This window comes from Sphingobacterium endophyticum (assembly GCF_009733535.1).
GTDB lineage: Bacteria > Bacteroidota > Bacteroidia > Sphingobacteriales > Sphingobacteriaceae > Sphingobacterium > Sphingobacterium endophyticum.
On record NZ_SMMI01000030.1, the window covers coordinates 1 to 21830 of the forward strand.

The window sequence follows — 21830 nt, forward strand, 5'->3', positions numbered from 1 at the left end:
CCGGCAGATAAAACAAGATATTGTACAGATTATTGGTGCAGAATTGGAGCGGATTAAAAATGACCCAGATTTGCAACATTTGGTGCAGTAGGTTTAAATAAGAAAAAGTTAAATAGATGCTATTTCAATAATCCGTGTTTCATAGGCAACATATCGATTTTTTTGTTGAAAGGAAAAGTACAAAACACAGGATTATTTAAAACCTGAACGTTCCAGAAATACAAAATTGAACGTCACACAAACACCAAACAATCTAAAATTCTTGACCTTTGTAATAATAAAACAATCTTAATTACAAAAATTATGAACAAAGAACAAATCAAGAATTTATTAGATAGCCAAAGAAAGTATTTCCTTTCTGGTGCAACTTTGGATGTGGATTTTAGGTTAGCACAACTGCAAAAACTAAAAACAAACTTTGTAAAATACGAACCACAAATCCTTGAAGCCGTAAAAAAAGATATGGGCAGAAATGAAATGGAAACGTATTTGATTGAATTGGGTTGGGTAATGGATGAACTCAATAATACCATCAAAAATCTGAAAGATTGGGTAAAAGACCAACATGTGGAAACGCCTGCGAATTTTGCAGGAAATGAAAGCATCATAAAACCCCAACCTTTAGGAACGGTGTTTATTCTGAGTGCTTGGAACTTTCCAAACTGGCAAATTTTCGGTCCATTGCTTGGCGCAATTGCAGCTGGAAACACAGCCGTGGTAAAGCCTTCGTCTGATGCGCCTGCTTGTGGCGTAGTTATTAATGAAATTGTCGAAGCTACTTTTTCGCCAAATTATGTAAAATGTATTTTGGGCGATGTAGAGTTGATTAATCGTGTGTTAGACGAGCGATTTGACCTTATATTTTTTACAGGAAGTCCGAGAGTTGGTAAAATTATTCAGGCTGCTGCTTCAAAATATTTAACGCCAACCATCTTAGAATTGGGTGGAAAAAGTCCGGCGATTGTAGATGAAACTGCCGATGTAGAATACGCTGCGAGGTCTATCGTTAGAGCAAAATTATTCAACACTGGACAAATTTGTGTTTCGGTTGACCACGTGTATGTTCATTCGAGTATCAAAGAAAAGTTTATAGAATTTAGCAAAAAATATATGGTTGAATTTTATGGCGAAGATGCTTCTAAAAGTGAAGATTACGGTTTTATCATCAATGAAAGAAATTTTGATAGATTGGTTGGTTTGATGGATGGCAATGGTACAATGGTTTTTGGCGGACAATCGGATGCTGAAAAACGATACATCGCACCAACAATTTTGGATAATGTAACAGAAGATACGCCGATTATGCAAGAAGAAATTTTTGGACCAATTATGCCTGTTCTTACGTTTGATAACATTGAAGAATTAGTTGCGTTACAAAAAACTAAAGAAAAACCTTTGTCATTGTATTTCTTTTCAAAAGACAAAAAGCGTCAAGATTTGGTGCTTACAAATACCGGTGCAGGTGGCGTTACCATTAATGATTGTATGATACACGCAGCGTCAAAATATTTGCCATTTGGTGGTGTTGGAAATAGCGGAATGGGACATTATGTAGGCGAAGCAAGTTTCAAAACTTTTACGCATTTTAAACCGATTATGATTGCCCATAACACTGATTTGACGGAGAATTCATTGAATTTCCCACCTTATGCAGGTAAGGTAGAAAAGCTAAAAAGTATGATTGAAAATGCTGATTAATTTTAATTAAATCGAAGTTTCAAAATCTATTGCGATACCGCTTTTGCGGTATCGTTTTTTACAGGGCAAAACTTTACGCCAATATAAAATTGAACTTTCTACCAATATTTATAAATCAATTTTTTCTTTTCTTTGTACATTATAATGAATTCTAATACTTAAAAATATGGAAGGTAAAAAGGAAGTTATATTCGACAGACTGGTTTATTCTTGTCAGTTTCGGCAACATAGAGGTTACGAAGAATTTATGCCAGAACATTTATTGGGATTTCAATTGTCGGGAGAAACACACGCTGTTTATCCTGGTGGAACGGCGATTATTCAAGAAAATTCGGTGGTTTTAATCAAAAGAAATCAGCTTATTCGTACAACAAAGTATCCTGCAAAGGATGGGCAGTACAAATTCATCTCGATTACTTTAGACCAAGAAGTTTTACAAAAATATGCACTCGAAAATAAAATTGAGTTAGACGGAAAGTACATTGGTGATGAACGTATGTTTTTTGAAGCTGATGCCTTTTTGAAAAGCTATTTCAGTTCGTTGGCACCTTATGTAAATAAGAAAAAAGAAGCTACACCCAAACTTGCGGAGTTAAAAATTAAGGAAGCGATTGAATTACTGCTGCAAAGCAATACTGATTTTAAACAGATTTTGTTTGATTTTTCATCTCCTTACAAAATCGATTTAGAGGAATATATGAAACAAAATTATATGTTCAATGTTCCTGTAGAAACCTTCGCAACGCTTACTGGACGAAGCTTGTCGGGTTTTAAACGTGATTTCTCACTTATATTCAAAACAACGCCGAAGCAATGGCTTTTGGAAAGACGATTGGAGGAAGCGCATTATTTAATTCAATATTTAAAGCAAAAACCAACCGATTTTTATCTGGATTTAGGATTTGAAAACCTATCCCACTTTTACGCTTCATTTAAAAAGAAATATGGTGTAACTACCACAGACGTTAGAAAAATTGAACAATAAATTATTAGACTTAAAATAAACAATTATATGGAAATCAAGAACGCAAGAATTTTAATAACCGGCGGAGCTACCGGAATGGGCTACGAAATGGCAAAAATATTTAAAGAAAAAGGAGCCGAAGTTCTGATTTGTGGTCGAACCGAAAAAACGGTAAGCGAAGCTGCCGCAACTTTGGATGTTTTAGGATTTACTGCAGATGTTGCCAATGAAAAAGAGGTAGAAAACCTTTTCAAATTTTTGGAAGACAAATGGAACGGAATTGATGTGTTAATTAATAACGCAGGTGTTGGTTATTTCAGCGACTTGGTTTCCACGACCACAGAAGATTTCACCCGTGTTTGGGACATTAACGTAAAAGGAGCATTTTTAGTAGGAAAAGAAGCTGCCAAAATTTTCATTCGTCAAGATAAAGGAAACATCATCAACATTGGTTCTACAGCAAGTTTGTACGGCTTTGCAAACGGTTCGGCTTATGTAGCCAGCAAATTTGCGTTAAAAGGATTGACAGAATGCTGGAGAGCAGAACTTAGAAAGCACAATGTAAGAGTAATGCAGATAAACCCAAGCGAAGTGGTAACTGAATTCGGTGCGAAGTCTGGCTATGGTTCAGATGATAATGGAAAGAAATTAACAGCTTCCGAAATTGCACACGTTGCAATGTCGATGTTGACAATGAACGATGTAGGTTTCATTACAGATGCTACCGTTTTTGCGACAAATCCTTAATAAATTCAAGACAATATTTAAAAATATAAATTAATTAACTCGAAAATTATGATGTTAAAAAAAGATAAATTGGAGCTGATAAGAAAATTTTATCCCAATGCATTAACCACAATTGATACCGTCAACAAATTAATTGATTTTATCGAAGATGAATTGAATATTCCAGCCTCAAAAGTAATGATGGCAGACAGTATTTGTAGCGATGATGTAAACAGCATTCAATATCCGGCAAGAGCAACGCAAGAGTTTCTCGGTCCTTTTAAAATGGGTGGTTTAGATGGATTTCCATTTACCGGATTGACGGGAATGGGCGCTTTTGCAAGCCACGTTCCAGATGATGGTGCGGTGTTTATTTATTATGGCCCACACATTGGAATTTCCAAAGAAAGTGTAATTGGAGAAATTCTTCGTTTCGGTCAACATACTTCTTCGGGATGTTGTGGTGCAGCAAAAGGTGCTTTGAAAAAATTATCTGATGGAATTCTTGTAGAAGGAAATGTGACGGATATGGATTATCAAATGAATACCATTGAGCAAATTCTTTTAAAACAAAAAGACAGAATTTTAAATGCAGAAACACCAATACACGAAGCAACCGAAGTGATTTACGAAGCCATCGACGAAAGAATATTAGAACTGGTTGCTGCTACAAATTACAACTGTAAATATGTAATATTAATGGGCGGTGTGATGATAAACAGCGACAGCGATGTAGGTTCTTTTTCATCTGCCAAACGTTTTGATGTAATCAATCTTAAAGACAACAAAAGCAAAAAGAGTTACTTATCATTAATATCTTAATTAAAAATAAATTCAAACGATGTACACAGGTAGAAGATACACAGCTTTAGTTTTCTTTAAATGGACGTTGCGCAAAACATTGTGGTTCTTTTTGATAGCTTCAATTCCTACAATTCTTTACGCTTTTGGCTGGCATTTTCTTTCGCTTCCTTGGCAACCAGTGGCGTTATTGGGTACGGCATTAGCTTTTAGTGTCGGGTTCAAAAACAATGCGAGTTACGGAAGATTATGGGAAGCCAGACAAATTTACGGAGCCATCATCAATGACAGTCGAAGCTTTGCTTTCACTTTAAGAGATACTTTGGGCGGAAAGGAAGATAAAACCGTGAAATTGATGTTTTACAGACATTTCGCTTGGCTCACAGCTTTACGTTTTAGTCTGCGTGAATTTCGTCCTTGGGAAAACACAAAAAACAGAAGCAACCAGAATTTTTCTCAGGAAAATTTTGTCATTCCGGAATGGGAAAGTAAAGTTGAAGAGGAACTGAAGCAATATCTAAATGAAAATGAACTTGCTTACATTTTATCCAAAAAAAATAAATCAACGCAATTGCTTGCAACACAATCTGAAACTTTAGGAAAACTAAAAAAAGAAGGCATTTTAAGTCATATCGAATGGTTAGAACTTCAAAAGGGTCTTACACGTTTAATTGACGACCAAGGAAAAGCTGAGAGAATAAAAAACTTTCCTTACCCAAGAAATTTCGAAACGGTAATGACTTTTTTGATGTACATTTTTATTTTCCTACTTCCATTTGGATTGCTAAAAGAATATGCAGCATTAGGAGAAGGAACTTTTTTAGAAGACTACACCATTTGGTTTAATATTCCTTTTACTGCGTTGATAGCTTGGGCTTTTCATATTTTAGATACCATTGGAGAAAGTTCGGTAAACCCTTTCGAAGGTAATCCGAATGACGTACCAATCACCCAAATTAGCCGTATGCTGGAAATAGATTTGAAAGATATGTTGGATGATAAAGATTTACCACAACCATTAGCAGCACAGAATGGTATTTTAATGTAATAAATGATTTTATGATAGAGAGTTTTGTATTTTATTTGGGATTGGTAATGGTCATTATTTTTGCCATAATGTTGGCGAAAAAACTAAAAATTGCTTACCCGATTTTATTAGTTGTTGCAGGTTTGCTCATCAGTCTAATCCCGGGAATTCCCACAATTAAGATTGAGCCAGAACTGATTTTTATTATTTTTCTTCCACCACTTTTATACGAAGGTGCTTTTCAAATATCTTGGAAAGAATTATGGAAAATGAGAGGTGTCACTGCAAGTTTTGCTTTCATCATTGTTTTTCTTACAGCAATTATAGTCGCCTTTGTAGCCAACTCTTTTATCCCCGGATTTTCATTGGCATTGGGATTTGTTTTAGGCGGAATTGTTTCGCCACCCGATGCGGTTAGCGCAGGAGCAATCCTTAAATATGTAAAAATTCCGAAAAACTATACCACCGTTTTGGAAGGCGAAAGTCTTTTAAATGATGCATCATCGTTGATTATTTTTCGATTTGCATTAGTAGCCGTAGCCACTGGACAGTTTATTTGGCAAGATGCTGCACTCAGTTTTAGTTGGATGGTTTTCGGTGGTGTTGCTATCGGATTGGCTTTAGGTTTTATCTTTTTAAAGGTTCATAAAATTTTCCCTACCGATGTAAATATGGATGTTATTCTAAGTTTGGCAGCACCTTACGTGATGTATATCGCAGCAGAGGAAGTTCATTCTTCAGGTGTAATGTCCGTTGTAAGTGGTGGTTTATTTCTTTCGGTAAGAAGGCACGAATGGTTAAAAACGCCCGAAGCACGATTAAAAGGATTTAATGTCTGGGAAAGCTTTACTTTTTTAATTAATGGAATTGTATTTCTAATTATCGGTCTCGATTTACCAGAAATTACAGCGGGTTTAAAAAACGAAGGCATCGGAATTTCAGAAGCAATTGGATATGGATTGCTCGTTACCGCCATCTTAATTGCAGTTCGTTTTATTGCCTCTTACGTAATTGTATGGACACTTTTATTAGTGCGAAACTTCATCAAAGTTGCAGACCCAAATCCAGAACGTAAATCTCCTATACTTTTTGGCTGGACGGGAATGCGTGGTGTGGTTTCTTTGGCAGCAGCGTTATCAATTCCTGTAACGCTCGACAACGGACTACCATTTCCACATCGTGACTTAATCCTTTTTATCACTTTTGTAGTGATACTTGTTACATTGATAGTTCAAGGATTGACGCTTCCGGCATTAATCAACTATTTGAAAATTCCAGTAGAAACTCCTTATCATTTATCTGAAAAAGAAGCAAGCGTAGTTTTGCAAAAAGGTATGAAAGACGTTGCCTTATCTTACCTCGCTGAAAATTTCAAAACCGACCAAGATAAAAATCTCTACATCAAAAATATGATAACCAGATGGCAGAAAAATGAAGATGAAGCATCCATTTTCACACTCTCCGAAGAAGGCAAAAAAATCTATTTCGCCACAATGGAAAAACAACGTGAATGGCTTAGAAAAGAAACCCGAGAAAATCCACTAATTGATGAGGAAATTACGAGGCATTATCTGCTTAAACTTGATTTGGAGGAGGAACGTTTGAGGATTGAGTAATAAGCAGTGCTAATTCATTTTACGAAAATGTAAATTTCTTTGTGTTTTGGGATATTTGAAATATCAGGTTGTAATTGATATGGCTGCATTACGAAACTAAATAAGTTTTTGTGGCATATAATGGTAACGGCAAAATACCATTATGCTGATATAGATTTTTCTATTTGTACCCAAAATTTCGGACTTAAAAATAACAAGATGGAGAAATTCTATGAAGAAACGTTATATAAATTGGAGACAGCAATTTACGAATTGGAGATTGAGGGCAATTGCTCTATTTGTAAGATAGAAGCTGTTATACATCTTATCATTGAGTGTTTATCCAAAGTTAAGGAGTATGTTTTAAATAGGGGATTTAAGAATATTGATGAGGAAATCCATTTTTTAAAATATCAGAAATCTGCTATCGTCTCAAAACTCATTTACTATAATGCTATTTATAAAATCGAAACAAAAAAACCTTACGGCGCAAAACATATTAAGAAATACCTTAATTCTGAGTTGAGAAAACTCAAAAGGTATTTTGACAACAACCTTGAATTTTATAAATACTACCGAACCAATAATTCTTTTATTGACGAGAAGCTTTTTGTACGAGGCAAGTATGATATTAAGCTAAGTTTAGACACGTTTTATTTTGAGGCAGACCATAGCTTCTCCACTTCCCACGATTATAAGGTAGCGAAGATTATGGCAAATGACCTGATACAAGTTTATCTTGAAAACCAGCTTTACAATACGTCATATCAAGATAAATCATCAGATCTACCGAAATTAAATTGGACAGGGAGTAAAACGGCGCTGATAGAATTGATTTACGCTCTACATTCACAAGGTGTGTTTGACAATGGAAATGCAGATATTAAAGTTATTGCTAAAACATTTGAACGTGCTTTTAATATTGATTTGGGCGACTTTTATCATACATTTATGGAACTTAAAAGCCGAAAAATAAACAGAACTAAATTCCTTGACAGCTTATGCGATGCGTTAATCAGGAAAATGGATGAAAAGGAAGAAAACTGATATAACTAAAAATTACGCCATAAGGAGAGTGCATACCTTTGGCACTTACAATACTTTCCGAATAGTTGTTATTTGTTTCTGTTTTTCGACCTGTTCCGTCGGTTCTTCTGTGGCTTCGGGTGTGATGGACAATTGTATTTTCCGCTCAACCGAAGCCAGTTCCGTTTTCAGTTCACTCAATCTGTTTTCTTTAGACCAATTCCCATTTATCACTTCCTGAAGAACAGGCAAATCTTTTTGTATTTCTACAATTTTCTTTTTCTCTTGGTCGATGTAGCTTGGCAATTTTTCCAATGCGTTTAGGAAATTCATTGTAGCAAGCTTTTCATCTTTGGCAATGATACCGTTGTTGTAGGTATATTTAATGTTTCCTTCTCCTTGAACCAAAAATCGGTTTACCCGAATATCCAAACCTTCTTTTTCAGACATTTCGGTTTTGACTAATAAAGTAAATCCGTACAGAGAACCAATTTCTTCATACTGACCACCAGTTCGGGATTTGTCCGCAAGCTGGTTGAGCTTTGCCCCGATTTGTTTTATATCTGCATTAGGTGGTAAACCGTTTAATTGTATAGGACTTGCAATGGTTCCATCCGAATTTTCTTGAATACGTTGTTTTAAATTTCCCCAATCGAGGCTCATTCTGTTGAAACGAGATTGTGCACTTTCCAATAGCTCCGTATAATCTTGCAATTTGTATTTGGCACTAGATTTAGAACGGTTGAAAGCTTGTTTTTCGCTTTCCAAACCTGCAATCTGTTTTTCTAATTTAGCTTTATCCAACAGGTCGGTATTTCCTGATAGGATAGCCACATATTCCGAAAAATTCATTCCCGATTTTTCGTCCATACTTCCTTCGTCAATCGTTCGTTTGCCAAGTTTATTGTTCTTTAATTGGTCTATAAAAAGTTGTTTGTTATAAAGCAGATTGAACTTATAACTATCCAATGATTTTTCTACGGCGTAGATAATGACATCAACTTTGTTGTTGGTAAAGAATTTTGCAATTTCATTGCCTTTACGAACAGCTCTTCCGTCACGTTGAGCAAGGTCACTTGGTCGCCAAGGTGTATCGAGATGATGAACTACAACGGCTCTTTTCTGTGCATTCACACCCGTTCCGAGCATGCTCGTTGAACCAAAAAGCACACGGATTTTGCCTTCGTTCATTCCTTTGATAAGTTCCTTGCGCTGCTTATCATTTTTGGCTTCCTGTATAAAACGAACTTCGTGCTCAGGCAAACCGTGGTCTTCCACAAGTTTGCGTTTAATTTCAGAATAAACATTCCATTCGCTGGGTTTGTAAGTTCCCAAATCGGAGAAAACGAACTGAGTTCCTTTCTGTGCATTGTATTGATTATAATATTTAGCAATAGTTGCAGCACAATGCGAAGCCTTGCTATCGGGATGGTCTTCATATTTCCCACTTACCATTCGCATATCCAACGACATTTTGCGGGCGTAATCCGTAGCAATGAGCATCTTCGCTTTTTCTTCACTTTGCGACAAAGGTGGTCTTCCGAGCAACTCGGCATTTCCTGTTTTTGCAAAATCCATTAATTTTTGAATGAACGCAGACTGGTCTGGAGTAGGCGGAATATTATACAAAATCTCATTCTTGTTCGGTCGGTCAATTCCTATATCTTTTGCAGTGCGATAATCTGTAATTTCCGAATAAAATTGCGCTAGCTCAGGTACTTTTATAAAATATCGAAAACGTTCTTTTGCAACAATATTATTGGCAACCGAAAATTCATAATCGGTCGTTTTTCTTGCGTAAATAGCTGCCCAAGCATCAAAAGAATGAATGCCCTGTTTTTCCATTGCTCTTGGTCTGAGGTATTTGAATAATAGGTACAGTTCGGTTAACGAATTACTGATGGTAGTTCCCGAAAGAAAGGTTGCTCCCATATCCGCATTGATACGTTCCTGAATGGTACGAATAGCAAATAGTAGGTTGATTGCCTTTTGGCTTCCGTCCACATTACCCAATCCTGCTACTCTTGAATGCCTTGTATTGAACATCAGGTTTTTGAATTGATGACTTTCATCCACAAACAGATGGTCTATACCCATCATCTTAAAATCTACCACATCATCTTTACGATTTTCAATATCGTGTTGCAGGGTTTTGAGTTTGACTTCGAGGTTTTCTTTTCGCTTGATTACACCGGCAAGCATTCCTCTGGTCACTTCCTTGCCTTGCGATTGCAGGGCATCAAGGTTACGCTCTACGCTGTCCAATTCAATTTCTAAGATTTCCTTCTGAATTTCGGGAGATTGCGGTATCATTCCAAATTGGTCGTGTGTGAGAATAACACAATCCCAATCGTTGTTTTTAATGTCGCCAAAAATACGTTGGCGTTTTTGGGGTGTAAAATCTTCTTTGCCCGGAAACAATATTTTTGCGTGTGGATAAGCGGTGCGGTAAGCTTCGGCAATTTCGTGGACATTGCTTTTTAGCCCGATAATCATAGGTTTATGAGCCAACCCTAAACGCTTCATTTCCTGTGCTGCCGTACACATTACGAGCGTCTTTCCTGCACCTACTTCGTGGTCGCAGATTGCACCGTTGTTCAGCTTTATCATCCAAACCGTGTCCTTTTGGCTGGAATACAAATCTTCAATTCCGAGTGCTTTGCGGTCTAACCCAGAAAAGTTCTGGTGAGTTCCGTCGTAATTCGGACGGACAAAGCAGTTAAACGTGTCGTTGTATTTGTCGGTAAGCCTTGTTTTAAATTCATCATTTTGTGCATGAAGCCAGTCGGTAAAAGCGGTTCGGATTTCATCAATCTTGGTATTCGCCATTTGTATGGCTTCCATATCCCGTACCTTGACTTCTTGATCGCCAACCATCACTTTTTTAGTAATATCAGGCGTAGTATTGACAAGGGCGTGTTTGAGCAGGGCAATCCCGTCAAACGTCCGGCTTTCAGCTTTTACGGCGTATTTATCCCATATATGAACATTCTTTTGTTTACAGCTTACAGAAAAATCATCAGAACTCTCCGAGTAATGAATGCTGACCTCCGTATCAAAAAGATGTGAAGCAAACCGGCCATAAATACCAGTGGGTATCCAACGCTCGCCGAGGTTAAAATCCAATTCTTCAAACTCAATTCGTCTTGGTCGAGCTTCTTCCAAAACGGTAAGGCTTGCTTTAGCCTGTGCATCATCGGGATTACTTTCGAGATATGCTTTGACTTCCTGTGCTTTTTCCACAACGTTACCTGCAATCCAGCGTTCGGATATTTCGTATTCCTTTTTTAGAGGATTGTAATAAATACGACCGTGTAAGGCTTCTTTCAAAGCGTCATCAGTCATACCGCTGATTTCGGACATATAATCCAAATCCACGTTTCCGTACTTATTGAGCGAGGCCGCTAATGCTTCTTCGGGATTGTCCGTTGTTATGGTTAAGGTAGAAAAACTTACAGGGCGACTGAATATATCGGCCTTGTGTACCACGCCACCAACCACACGTTCCAGATAAGGTATTTCCTTTCCGGAACTATCCGTTTTGATGAGCTTGATATTATCGGCACTGTTGAGGTTTCCGTGCCTTTTGACAAAGGCATCGTATAATTGATTAAGATTTTCTCTTTCTTCTTTATGTTCGGTCTGAAGCTTCGCCTCCTTATTGTAAAGATCTTGGTAAACATCACGTACAGCAATGTAGGCTTCTGTTCTTGCTTTCTGCAAGGTCGATAATTGCAAAGGGTGGAATACTGCCGTACCGTCTGATGTATCTACATTTTGCAGATGACCGACCCAACCTTTATCCAATACAAGGCAATCGTTTCTGTGGAATGATTTTAATTGTCCACCATACTGAGCAGGTTCAGGAATGTTGTCGGCATCGGCTGGCTTATCAGCTTGGCCATTACCATTGATACCCGAAAACAGGTCGCCGATGGCTTCCTGTTTTTTGCCATTGGTAGATGGGCTTCCGTTGGCAGTTCTATCGGTAATCGGAGGTGTATAAGGTTGCTGTATCCCATTGAACAGATCGGTCTGACGACCTACTGCACGGCGGTTTGCTTTAGTGCTTTGCCTTTTGACTTGCATCGTTCTTTTAGGCGAAGCAAGAACCGCTACCGGTTCTTCTATATTTTCAAACAGATCGAAAATGCTTAATTGTTTTAATTCCTGCGGGCTTTCCCGATTGATTATAGGAACAGATAAAGATTGTATTTCCGGTTGAATGGTTACAGGTTCGATGACCGTTGGCTCAATTGGAATTTGTATTAAAGGTTCATCGTTCCGTTCGCTTTTGAACAAACCTAAATTCAGGTGCTTTCCAAAATCTTCGGAAAGCATTTGTTTGAGGTCTTTAGCAATTCCCTCAACGCCGTCTTTGTGCGTATAAATTAATGCTGGTTTTCCATAAGGGTCGGTATCTAATTTGCGGTCTGTATATACAATTCTTGTGCTGTCCTGAAAAAAAGCATTGCCAGGCGTATTGTATTCTGTTTGCTTGCTCTGACAAAAGAGTTCTTCCGTCTCTGTCAAATTTTGTTTTGCCGTATTTTTTTGAAGGATAATCAAATCACTGCCAACTTCCGTTCCTGCATATTCAGTAAACAAATTGTTGGACAATCTGACCAACGAAACCAAATTGTTATCCTGCATTAATGCTCTGCGTATCGGTTCGTTCTTTGGGCTGTTTAAAATTCCTTGTGAAGTAATGTAAACTAACAAACCGCCTTCACGGAGCATATCAGTACCTTTCAGGAAAAAGTAATTGTGTATGCTTCTAGCAGCCTGTACTTTAGTTGTGTCTTTGCTTCTGGAATAAGAAAGGTCAAATACAGATGTATCGCCGAACGGTATGTTACTCGCAACCACATCATAGCTGTTTTGTTCCTTTTCTGGGATTTCCTCAAAACCACTTATTCGGATATTACTTTTCGGATAAAGCTGTTTTAAAATCTTGCCTGTGAGCAAATCCTTTTCATAAGCGGTAACATTTACCAATTGATTTTCCGAAAAGGACTGTATGAATGAGCCAATCCCTGCTGATGGTTCAAGAAATTTATCGATTTTCAGACCGCTTTCATTTAAGCTTGCTGAAATCTCATCTATGACCTGTGGCGGTGTATAGAAAGCCGTAAGCACAGAAATTTTCATACTATCTACATACCTGCGGTATTGCTTTTCGTCTTCGGAATTTTCTTTGAGTAGTCGGTGTAGTTCCTGCGTAATTGGGAAAAATTCGTGTTCCGTTTTTCTCCAATGATTGATGTCTATTTCATTCGCTATTGGGTTCAGAACGAATTTAAGACCGCCAAATCCGCTGTATTGCATCATTAGCAGTCTTTCGCCTACGGTGGCTTGTCGTTTCTCCTTTTCAAGTTTAAAAGCAATTCGTAGGGCATCAATGTTCTGTTGGAGATGTTGGCGTTTACTGAAGCCCATTTTCGGCTATCCATATTGCGATGGTTCCGGTTATTTCGGTATAGAGCAGGTCGTACTGTGTCTTATAAGCGAAATCATCGGTTAGTTGGTAGCCAGAGAAAACAGGCTCACAAACCGGGAACATTTTCAGGGCGAACGATCGCAGTTCCTCATCTGCCATTATGGTATCAAACTCATTGCATACCACTTGAAACACAGTGTCAAATTTGGAGAAGTGCAAGCCCTCAAACAGAATATAGTTGGCTATTTCATTACATTTTTCAATGCTATTTCCTGATTGAAAAGCACCTTCGTAAGCGTTGGTAGCCCACGAGGAACGTTGCTCAATAAATTTTTGGTCGTTTGCTTTTTCGGGGAAGCTGGTGTTTAATAATTCTTGCAGTCGTAATCTGAAATACGATAGGTCTTTTTGTTGTGTATTCATACTATAATTTTGTTTTGAATTTTACTTGAAACTCAAAATTATAGCAGTAGATAAGCCCATTTGCAGAAGTGGTAGGATTTGGCGTTGAGAGGATGAGTTTGGCGGAAAATTTTATAAAAATAATTCTGACCTTACGGCTAATCATAAAGTTTAGTTTGCTTATATTTAACCTCTATTAAAAATCTTATTTGCACTATGGAGGTACCTGTAAAAAATTTAGTTGAAACAGTAGATTTGACAGCGGAAGATGTGCTTCTTCCTATGTTAGAATGTGTTGTTAATTCTATAATTAGTCTCCAAAAGTCTGAATTACCAGCAAACGAAAAGAAAATTCAAATTCAAATTAACAGAGGTAATTTGCCGGAGAAACTTAACTTTGATAATGTCAAAACAATTTCTGGATTTAAAGTTATTGATAACGGAGTAGGTTTTAATAATAACAATTACAAATCATTTCAAACTCCATTTTCACAAATTAACAAGGACTTTGGTTGTAAAGGAATTGGTAGATTTACAGTTCTAGCTGCGTACAAAGATTTTCTTGTAGAAAGCAATTATGTAGAAGATACTACTTGGTATATTAGAAAATTTCAGTTTTCTACTGAAAAAGAGTTGGAAATAATTGAGTTTGGTAACTCTCAAGTTGAACAATCGAAAACTGTTGTCGAAATTCAGAATTGCACTAATCATATTTTAATTGAAAAATCTGCTATCTCAGTACTTCAAATAAGTGAGAGTATTATGCAGCATTGCTTTATATACTATTTGAATAATTCTTTACCAAGAATTGAAGTTATTGATTTAGAAAACAATGAGGTAGAGGTTATCAACGAATTATTTCAAAAAGTATCAAAAGAAAAAGAGAGAGATTTCTCTTTAAAGGGCGAGGATTTTAAATTCTATATTACAAAAACATTGAAAGAAGGTAATCGAAAAAATAATTACCTATACTACTGTGCAAACAACAGGACAGTTGGAAATCCTAAAAATATCAAGAACATCAATTCTATTTTCTCTTACCCAGTCTTAATAGATAATGAGTATTATTTTTTTGATATTTATGTTGTTTCTGAGTATTTAAATAAAAAAGTCTTTAAAACAAGAAATGGATTTAATATCCCGAAAGAAAGAGAAAATCTTTTGTTTGACGATGATAACACAATTACATTTCAAGATATTGAAGAATATATATCTTCAATCTTGGAAGTAGAATATGATAATTTTGTGAAGACGGCTAGGAATAAAAATATCGAAAATGTTAAATCCTATATTTCTCATAAAGCACCAAGATTTAATAGTTTTTTAAAAAATCCAGAAGTTTTAAACTCAATACCGCCAAATCTAAGCGAAGATAAACTGGAAGAGCACTTATATAAAATTTCTTTTAATGCTAGAAGAAAGGTTGAAAATAACATAGAAAAATTTATAAAAACAAAAGAAGTAAACGAAGATGCTATTGGTCAAATAATAAATGATATTAAGGCAAAGACAGCTTATGATGTAGATAGTTTAGCTGACTATATGATGAGAAGAAAAGCTATTATCAATTTATTTGACAAATTTTTGGATGCTGATGAAAATGGAGATTATAAACTTGAAGAAGATGTTCATAATTTGATATTTCCTTTAGGATTAACAAACAATGACTTAGAATATGAAAATCATAATTTATGGATTTTAGATGAACGATTTATTTCGTATAAGTTTATTGCTTCTGATAAATCTATCACTTCATTTTCACAAACAAAAAGTAGAAAAGAAACAGATTTAATATTGATAGATAATCCACAAATGTTTAATAATCCAATCAGCTTTGGCGATAAAGCTAGTGGAGAGGTAAATTCTATGGTTATTTTCGAATTTAAAAGACCTGGAGATGTTGCACATCAAAAGAACAAAACGGATTATAGATGGGAATTTTCAGAACTTGTCGAGCCATACTTCGAGGAGTTTATTTATCAGCCAATCAAGAAAAACTATAAGGGAAATCAAATCATTTTAAAAGAAACAACACCAAAATTTGGATATATAATTCTTGATTTTATTCCAGAACCATTGGCAAGATATAATAAAAACAAAGGTTGGAAAGCTACTCCTTTTGGTACTTATTTTAAAATAGAAGCTGAACTTAATTTACATTTGGAAGTAATGACTTTCAGGCAACTTCTTGATGCTTCCAAGCAAAGACATAATCCATTTTTTGATAAGCTGTTTACATAAAATAATTTACTTTAATTCGAATTATGTAATAAACTTAACATCCTACCAACCTCAATATCCATTCTCGAAAAAGCAAACCACTTTTTGCCCAAATCTTTCAATGACGCTCCAATATGATAAAGTTCCATATCGTCAATTATCAAAAAACGGTCGTGAGCATCAGAGAAAATTTCGATTTCTATTGTAGGATATTGACTGTTGTATCGTTGCAAATCCAATCGTAGTTGATTGCTAATATTTTTGGTGTAAATGGTTGCTGTAACATCGTTATTCCGTTTGCCAAGCAATGTAAGAACCGTGTCGTCAACATAATTATCCAACAAAATGATAGAAGTTTTAGCATTTCTGATAATGTCGGAAACAAAAGTGTAGGCATCGAAAATCTGTCCATTGTAGAAGATACCTTTTTCGCTTTGGAGCTTGTCGCTTTCCAAAGCCTTAAAAATTTCTTCAAACTTTTGGTCGGCTTCTAATTGCTTAATTTCAATTTTATGCAAACGATGAAACAAGGAAGCATTGCTGATAAGTATTCTTCGCATTTCGACAAAAGCTTCCATAATTTCAACACTAACTTTAACGGCAATATCTGAACGGAGTATTGCAGAAACCATTGCAATGCCTTGCTCTGTAAAAACATAAGGCAAATAGCGTCTTCCGCCGTAGTTCAAACTTGAGGTTCCAAATTGGAACCTCAAGTTTTCAAGTTCATCTTCAGTCAATTGAAAGCAAAAAGAAGCAGGAAATCTTTCAATATTTCTTTTTACGGCTTTGTTGAGGTTCTTGGTTTCCACCTGATATAAGGAAGCGAGGTCGCTATCCAACATCACTTGCTTGCCACGTATCGAGTAAATCAGATTTCTGATTTCAATTGTGCCAATGGTAGGTTTATTTTTCATTACTTTTTGAAGCTTTTATTTTTTCAAATTCAAAAGAGGTTTTACAATCTTCATTCAACACAATGTAAGCATCGAATTTCTTTCCGGCTTTGCTTTTCATTCCTTTGATAAGCGTAGTTTTTCCTTTATTGACAAGGTTTTCAATATCGGTTAGGCTAATTTGTACTTCACAAACATTGCGAAATTGTACCCAATTACAAACCTCATCAGTACACTTCACGATTTTATCACGGATAATGAGTTGCTGGCTTTTGCATTTCGGGCAAATGAGTTTTGGCAAGTTGTTTTGGGCAATGGAAGTCTGCAACAGCTCATTGGTAATAGATGAGGCGTAATTTTCCATTTCCTTTTGAAACACCCTTGCATCTGCTTCGTTGTTTTCGATTTTCTGCAATGTGAGTTCCCATTCGGCTGTCATTGCCACGTCTGCAATTTTGCGATTTTTGACTAATTCGTAAACCTGTAATCCTTTCTCAGTTGGTATTAAAGATTTCTTATCTCGTTGGATATAATTTCGAGTAAACAGGGTTTCGATGATGGAGGCCCTTGTAGCGGGAGTGCCGATACCGATGTTTTGCAACGCTTTCCGTTCGTCTTCATTTTCTATTTCTCTTCCAGCACTTTCCATAGCTGATAAAAGTCCTGCTTCGGTATAAAGTACAGGTGGTTTGGTTTTCTTTTCGAGAACGGAAGCTTCTTTTATTTTGAGTTCATCGCCCTTATTTAGTTCAGGTAAATCCTGTACAGGCTCAATATCATCATCGGAGAAATTCCCTTTGATGGAACGCCAACCAGGTTCAACTATCTTACAGCCTTTTGCGGTAAAATCATAATGCAATGACTGTAAAGCAACATCGGTTATCTCCTTGATGCAGGCTTGTGAAAGGGCTTCGAGCAATCGAAAGGCAATCATATCATAAACGGAATTTTCCTTTGCATTCAGTGCTGAAGGAATTTTATCTGTAATCAACAAACCGTGGTGATCGGTAACACGCAAATCGTTCACAATACGTTTATTGAAGCGACCCCATTTCATTTTTGTAATCGCTTGTTTGCAGCTTTCTCTGTCCTGTAAAGCCCTTACAAGATTGGGGATTTCTGCCCACATATCCTCAGGAATATATTTGCTTCCGGTACGTGGATAAGTGATAAACTTCTTTTCATAGAGGCTTTGAGCAATATTTAGGGTTTCGTCAGCAGACAAATTCAGTTTTTTATTGGCTTCTTTCTGCAATCCGGTAAGATCGAATAGCAAAGGCGGTTGTTCCGTAACGCTTTTGGTTTCTACTGATGTAATTGTTGTAGTTTCGTTTCGTTGAATGGCTTTCAGCGTATCAACGGCAAGTTTTTGGTCTTCCCGTTTTGTTTTGGAAATACTTTTAAAATCTATCAACTCTTTATTATGCGATAGCTGTATCTGCCAATAATTCTTAACCTTGAAATTCTTGTTTTCCAAATAACGTTTGCATATCAAAGCCAAGGTAGGCGTTTGCACTCTTCCGAGGGAATAGATACCATTTCCTGCGGCAATGCTCAATGCTTGTGTTGCATTAATGCCTATCAACCAATCAGCTCGGCTTCTGCCTTGTGCTGCTTGGTATAATCCGTCAAATTCTTTTCCTTGTTTTAGGTTTTCAAATCCTTGCTTGATGGCTTTTTCGGTCAACGAACTTATCCAAAGCCGTTCAAACGGTTTGTTGCATTTCAGGTATTCGTAGATGTAAAGAAATATCAATTCGCCTTCACGGCCTGCATCGGTAGCCACAATAATGCTCTCGCTTTTATTGAAAAGCTGTTCAATAATTTTTAGTTGCTTTAACGCTCCTGTATCGGCTGTATAGCCTTTATCTTTTTTTACTTTGCGAACAGTTAATAAAAAAGAATTGGGTAAAATTGGTAACGCTGTTTTATCAAATCCCGAAATTCCATAATCTTCGGGCATTCCCAACCCTATTAAATGTCCGAATGCCCAGGTAACAAAATAGCCGTTGCCTGTAAGGTAGCCCTCCTTTTTATCAGATGCTCCCAAAAGTCCGGCTATTTCCCTTGCTACGCTTGGTTTTTCTGCAATGATTGTTTTCATACTTTAAGATATTTTTTTGCCTCTGGTTTTTGCTGGAGCTTTGGGCTTTTCCTGTTGTTCCTGCTGTTGTTTGTTTTTCGGTGTTTGTTGACCAGACTTCAAAGGCTCTTTGATATTTTTGGTCGCTTCATTGGTCTTGCCCTCCGAATTGACAGCAGTTTGCGTTTTATGGGCTTCGGTTGGTTTTACTCTTTCCTTGTATTGATTTGGAAATTCAAAATTGGTTTTTCCATTTTCTTTATTGAAAGTGATATAACCTTGATATGGTTGCCCTTTTTTATCTTTCAATCCATCAATGTAGATGGTTTGACCGGCTTTAAAATCCTTATGTTGATCATCGGTCAATTCTTTACCTCTGAATGTTTTTGGAGCTTCCTGAGATTGGTTTTGCTGATTGTTTTGAGTTTGTCCATTGCTTTGGGTTTGCCTGTTAGAATTGTTGCGGTCAAACAGAAACTCCACATATCGCTTGTCTGCATTGAATTGTACTGTTGCCGAAAATTCTGTTCCTTTGGTAGAAATCATACCCTCTAACTTTAGCGGTTTACCCTCCATTAAGGTTTGTTTCTGGGCATCGTCCAATTTCACGCCTTTAATTTCATCTGGAACTTTTATAAAATCCGTCCTCAATGCAATTACATCATTCGTTAGTCTGTCTATACTGATAATGGAAGGCATCAGTTCGCCAGTTTTGGAATTTTTCAAATCTACCACACGCCCCATATTACCAGTTTCGAGCAGGTTCTTTTTGTCTTCATCCGTAAACTTGTGCCCGAAAAATTCAAAATGCAAATTGGGTTCTTTTTTGATGCCGTGTATTCCTACCACAACTTTTCCGTCTTCGGCTTGCTGTAAAGACAAGCGGGCATCTGTACGAAGAATTGTACCACCGAGGTTGACACCAATCGGTAAGAGTTCATTCGTTTTGTAACCTTTCAATAAAGGTTCAAGTAGGTTTCTCTTTTCAAGGTATTCCTTGCTTAATCCGAGATTGGTCATAGTATCCCAATCAATCTGCTCCGGTTTGTAGCGGTATTCGCTTGCTTGCTGTGTTGTTTCTGTTGTTGCCATATTATTTTGATTTACTTGTTTTTTATCCGATTGCTGTTCTATTTTTACTTCGTGCTCTTTCATTATTTTTTCGCCTTCAGGAGTTGGCTTGTCAACCTGCTTTTGCATTTCCTGTGCTTTTTCAACAGCGACAGGTGCAGGCACTTTAAAGAATGAAAAATTGGTAGGGTTCTTTAGCTGGCTGAAAAAATTGGAGAAGAAGTTCGAAAAGAAATCACCACTTTTGTCCACACGCATAAACTGGTTTTGGTTTTTCTTCGTGGGATCAACAGTTTCCATTTTCCCGTTTTCGTCTATACTCTTTACGGCTTGGATTTTCATTTTTTCTTTATCCAGCACCAGCAATATGTCCGATAACTGTTCGGGCATTTCCTGCTTATTTGTTGTTTCTTCACTCATAGTCTGAAAATTTTAAAATTCAATGCCGAATGTAAAGGAAGCCTTCACTGAATTGCATTACTTGGCACTCAAAGGCAGTGTTTGTCACTTATTGACGTTCATCTTAATTGTGGGTGGGTTAAAGCTATCTCTGATGAATTGATGAACATCAGACAATTTGTAATAAAGCTTTCCACTAATAGTATAATAGGGCAGTTTGCCGATGGAGCGATACCGTTGCAGGGAACGGTTGCTGATTTTCAGCATCTGAAGTAAATCCTGGTTATCGAGCAGTTCCTCGCCATCTATGCTATTACGTTTCTTCTGTAAATCATCTATATTATCGCCCAGCATATCAAGACGTCCCATTAAGCGTTCCATCCACGCCAAAAATTCCATTCTGTCAATATTCATAATGATATTTTTAAGGGTTCATACCTATTTTTTATCTGTCTTTAGCTTTCTGCCTTTTTCTATATAGCTTTTACCTTTTGCCATAAGCTCCTGTACAAATTCCTCACTACTCTGTATGGCGTTGGCATTAAGCATATCTTTTATGGATCCCATGGTGTAGAAATATTGACCGTAGATTTTTGAATAACTAATCTCGCCTTTGGTTCTCATACGCCATAAGGTTTTTTCGCTGATATGCAGGTATTGGCATACCTCGTGGTTATTGAGCCACAGGTCATCATAGCTTTTATCTCCCTGTCTTTTCAAATAGTCGGCAATGGCATTGATACGGCTATTTAGCTGTATCCACACGTCTTCTTCGATGGTTATTATTTTCATTGCATAGCTTTTTAAAGTTCACTATGCAAAATTGTGAAAGGTGGCAGTGTTTGTCTGCCAAGCCTTGCCAATTGGTTTGGCTGTTTTTTTAAAATTTTTACAATTAGGGAAAACCCTTGTTTAACAAGGTTTTTATGGGATTTTGGATATTTTGTAATGAAGTTTTGAGAGCATTTGCCAATTGGCAGATATGGGCAAAGAAAAAAGCAGTACGTTTTGGTACTGCTTTCAAACGGTTATTTTTGATATAGCTAAAGGTCTTTATCCATATATTCTTCGAGGGATATTTTGAGTTGGTCTATAAATGCAGTTCTTGAACCTGCTCTTGTTTTCATTCGGTGGAAAGAATGATGAATATCATTTAAGGGAGTTCGGAATAGCACTTGAAAAATCAAAGCTAATTTTCGGATGCCTATTTTTCCGTATGCAATGGAATTTGAAGCATACAGAGCGTATATCAGTTCGATAAGTGCATTTTGAGAATTGGTCCACGAAATATCCTTGTTTGCATCTAAATTTTGTAATATTGTATCGGGATTTTCTTCAGGATTTATTTTAGTAAGAGTGTAAGTATAAAGTAGTTCATTGGCAATAATATGTGCTATTTTGTTGTCGTAATATGTGGAGAAGCTAAGGTCAATTTCAAATACGCCACTCTTTAATCCATCGTGATAGTTAATCTTTCCGAGC

At 36.7% G+C, this 21830-nt stretch carries 16 protein-coding genes; 8 read left to right on the forward strand and 8 right to left on the reverse strand.

Annotation, left to right across the window (positions count from 1 at the left end; translation table 11 throughout):
• The first annotated feature begins 258 nt into the window (after window positions 1-258).
• The 7 genes from E0Y80_RS20015 to E0Y80_RS20045 all read left to right on the forward strand — a co-directional run bounded on the left by E0Y80_RS20015 (window position 259) and on the right by E0Y80_RS20045 (window position 7858).
• Window positions 259-1698, forward strand: coding sequence for an aldehyde dehydrogenase family protein (locus E0Y80_RS20015; protein ID WP_262885891.1), 1440 nt, complete (start codon window positions 259-261; stop codon window positions 1696-1698).
• Between the two features lie 166 nt (window positions 1699-1864).
• Window positions 1865-2683 carry a helix-turn-helix domain-containing protein gene (locus E0Y80_RS20020; protein ID WP_156309428.1) on the forward strand — a complete coding sequence of 273 codons (819 nt, stop codon included), beginning with the start codon at window positions 1865-1867 and terminating at the stop codon, window positions 2681-2683.
• A gap of 27 nt (window positions 2684-2710) precedes the next feature.
• Entirely contained in the window at window positions 2711-3409 is a 699-nt protein-coding gene (locus E0Y80_RS20025; RefSeq protein WP_156309429.1) for an SDR family oxidoreductase, read from the forward strand.
• A 48-nt stretch (window positions 3410-3457) separates the two neighbouring features.
• Window positions 3458-4210 carry a hypothetical protein gene (locus E0Y80_RS20030; RefSeq protein WP_197091696.1) on the forward strand — a complete coding sequence of 251 codons (753 nt, stop codon included), beginning with the start codon at window positions 3458-3460 and terminating at the stop codon, window positions 4208-4210.
• Between the two features lie 19 nt (window positions 4211-4229).
• Window positions 4230-5237: a bestrophin family protein gene (locus E0Y80_RS20035; protein WP_156309430.1), complete on the forward strand. Its 1008-nt coding sequence runs from the start codon at window positions 4230-4232 to the stop codon at window positions 5235-5237.
• A gap of 11 nt (window positions 5238-5248) precedes the next feature.
• A complete protein-coding gene (locus E0Y80_RS20040) occupies window positions 5249-6832 on the forward strand; it encodes a Na+/H+ antiporter (protein ID WP_156309431.1) in 1584 nt (527 codons plus the stop codon).
• A gap of 198 nt (window positions 6833-7030) precedes the next feature.
• Window positions 7031-7858, forward strand: a complete 828-nt coding sequence (locus tag E0Y80_RS20045; protein WP_156309432.1) for an RteC domain-containing protein — start codon at window positions 7031-7033, stop codon at window positions 7856-7858.
• 45 nt (window positions 7859-7903) lie between these two features.
• Here E0Y80_RS20045 and E0Y80_RS20050 read toward each other — a convergent pair whose 3' ends face one another.
• Together E0Y80_RS20050 and E0Y80_RS20055 are read right to left on the reverse strand one after the other, a co-directional pair.
• On the reverse strand, window positions 7904-13276 hold the full coding sequence (locus tag E0Y80_RS20050) for a helicase-related protein (protein WP_156309433.1): 5373 nt from the start codon (window positions 13274-13276) through the stop codon (window positions 7904-7906).
• Window positions 13263-13700 (reverse strand): DUF1896 domain-containing protein, encoded by a 438-nt coding sequence (locus E0Y80_RS20055; RefSeq protein ID WP_156309434.1) that lies wholly within the window; start codon window positions 13698-13700, stop codon window positions 13263-13265. The genes E0Y80_RS20050 and E0Y80_RS20055 overlap by 14 nt, the downstream gene beginning before the upstream one ends.
• Before the next feature lie 195 nt (window positions 13701-13895).
• Between E0Y80_RS20055 and E0Y80_RS20060 the strand changes: the two genes are divergently transcribed.
• Window positions 13896-15920: a hypothetical protein gene (locus E0Y80_RS20060; protein WP_156309435.1), complete on the forward strand. Its 2025-nt coding sequence runs from the start codon at window positions 13896-13898 to the stop codon at window positions 15918-15920.
• Between the two features lie 11 nt (window positions 15921-15931).
• Here E0Y80_RS20060 and E0Y80_RS20065 read toward each other — a convergent pair whose 3' ends face one another.
• The 6 genes from E0Y80_RS20065 to E0Y80_RS20090 form a co-directional block, all read right to left on the reverse strand.
• Complete coding sequence (locus E0Y80_RS20065) at window positions 15932-16816, reverse strand: ORF6N domain-containing protein (protein WP_156309436.1); 885 nt, start codon at window positions 16814-16816, stop codon at window positions 15932-15934.
• The gene (locus E0Y80_RS20070; RefSeq protein WP_156309437.1) at window positions 16806-18899 is read right to left on the reverse strand and encodes a type IA DNA topoisomerase; all 2094 of its coding nucleotides are present in this window, start codon (window positions 18897-18899) and stop codon (window positions 16806-16808) included. The genes E0Y80_RS20065 and E0Y80_RS20070 overlap by 11 nt, the downstream gene beginning before the upstream one ends.
• Before the next feature lie 3 nt (window positions 18900-18902).
• Window positions 18903-20369 (reverse strand): DUF3945 domain-containing protein, encoded by a 1467-nt coding sequence (locus tag E0Y80_RS20075; protein ID WP_034871391.1) that lies wholly within the window; start codon window positions 20367-20369, stop codon window positions 18903-18905.
• An 84-nt stretch (window positions 20370-20453) separates the two neighbouring features.
• Window positions 20454-20762, reverse strand: coding sequence for a helix-turn-helix domain-containing protein (locus E0Y80_RS20080; protein WP_034871390.1), 309 nt, complete (start codon window positions 20760-20762; stop codon window positions 20454-20456).
• 24 nt (window positions 20763-20786) lie between these two features.
• Window positions 20787-21140 (reverse strand): helix-turn-helix domain-containing protein, encoded by a 354-nt coding sequence (locus E0Y80_RS20085; RefSeq protein WP_156309438.1) that lies wholly within the window; start codon window positions 21138-21140, stop codon window positions 20787-20789.
• 251 nt (window positions 21141-21391) lie between these two features.
• Window positions 21392-21830, reverse strand: a 439-nt coding sequence (locus tag E0Y80_RS20090) for an RteC domain-containing protein (protein WP_197091697.1), incomplete at its 5' end; no start/stop codon positions are given.

Excerpts from the sequence above, each read along its gene's own strand:
- E0Y80_RS20020 (WP_156309428.1), top strand. The coding sequence starts at position 1,865 with ATGGAAGGTAAAAAGGAAGTTATATTCGACAGACTGGTTTATTCTTGT.
- E0Y80_RS20025 (WP_156309429.1), top strand. The coding sequence starts at position 2,711 with ATGGAAATCAAGAACGCAAGAATTTTAATAACCGGCGGAGCTACCGGA.
- E0Y80_RS20030 (WP_197091696.1), top strand. The coding sequence starts at position 3,458 with ATGATGTTAAAAAAAGATAAATTGGAGCTGATAAGAAAATTTTATCCC.
- E0Y80_RS20035 (WP_156309430.1), top strand. The coding sequence starts at position 4,230 with ATGTACACAGGTAGAAGATACACAGCTTTAGTTTTCTTTAAATGGACG.
- E0Y80_RS20040 (WP_156309431.1), top strand. The coding sequence starts at position 5,249 with ATGATAGAGAGTTTTGTATTTTATTTGGGATTGGTAATGGTCATTATT.
- E0Y80_RS20045 (WP_156309432.1), top strand. The coding sequence starts at position 7,031 with ATGGAGAAATTCTATGAAGAAACGTTATATAAATTGGAGACAGCAATT.
- E0Y80_RS20050 (WP_156309433.1), bottom strand. The coding sequence starts at position 13,276 with ATGGGCTTCAGTAAACGCCAACATCTCCAACAGAACATTGATGCCCTA.
- E0Y80_RS20055 (WP_156309434.1), bottom strand. The coding sequence starts at position 13,700 with ATGAATACACAACAAAAAGACCTATCGTATTTCAGATTACGACTGCAA.
- E0Y80_RS20060 (WP_156309435.1), top strand. The coding sequence starts at position 13,896 with ATGGAGGTACCTGTAAAAAATTTAGTTGAAACAGTAGATTTGACAGCG.
- E0Y80_RS20065 (WP_156309436.1), bottom strand. The coding sequence starts at position 16,816 with ATGAAAAATAAACCTACCATTGGCACAATTGAAATCAGAAATCTGATT.
- E0Y80_RS20070 (WP_156309437.1), bottom strand. The coding sequence starts at position 18,899 with ATGAAAACAATCATTGCAGAAAAACCAAGCGTAGCAAGGGAAATAGCC.
- E0Y80_RS20075 (WP_034871391.1), bottom strand. The coding sequence starts at position 20,369 with ATGAGTGAAGAAACAACAAATAAGCAGGAAATGCCCGAACAGTTATCG.
- E0Y80_RS20080 (WP_034871390.1), bottom strand. The coding sequence starts at position 20,762 with ATGAATATTGACAGAATGGAATTTTTGGCGTGGATGGAACGCTTAATG.
- E0Y80_RS20085 (WP_156309438.1), bottom strand. The coding sequence starts at position 21,140 with ATGAAAATAATAACCATCGAAGAAGACGTGTGGATACAGCTAAATAGC.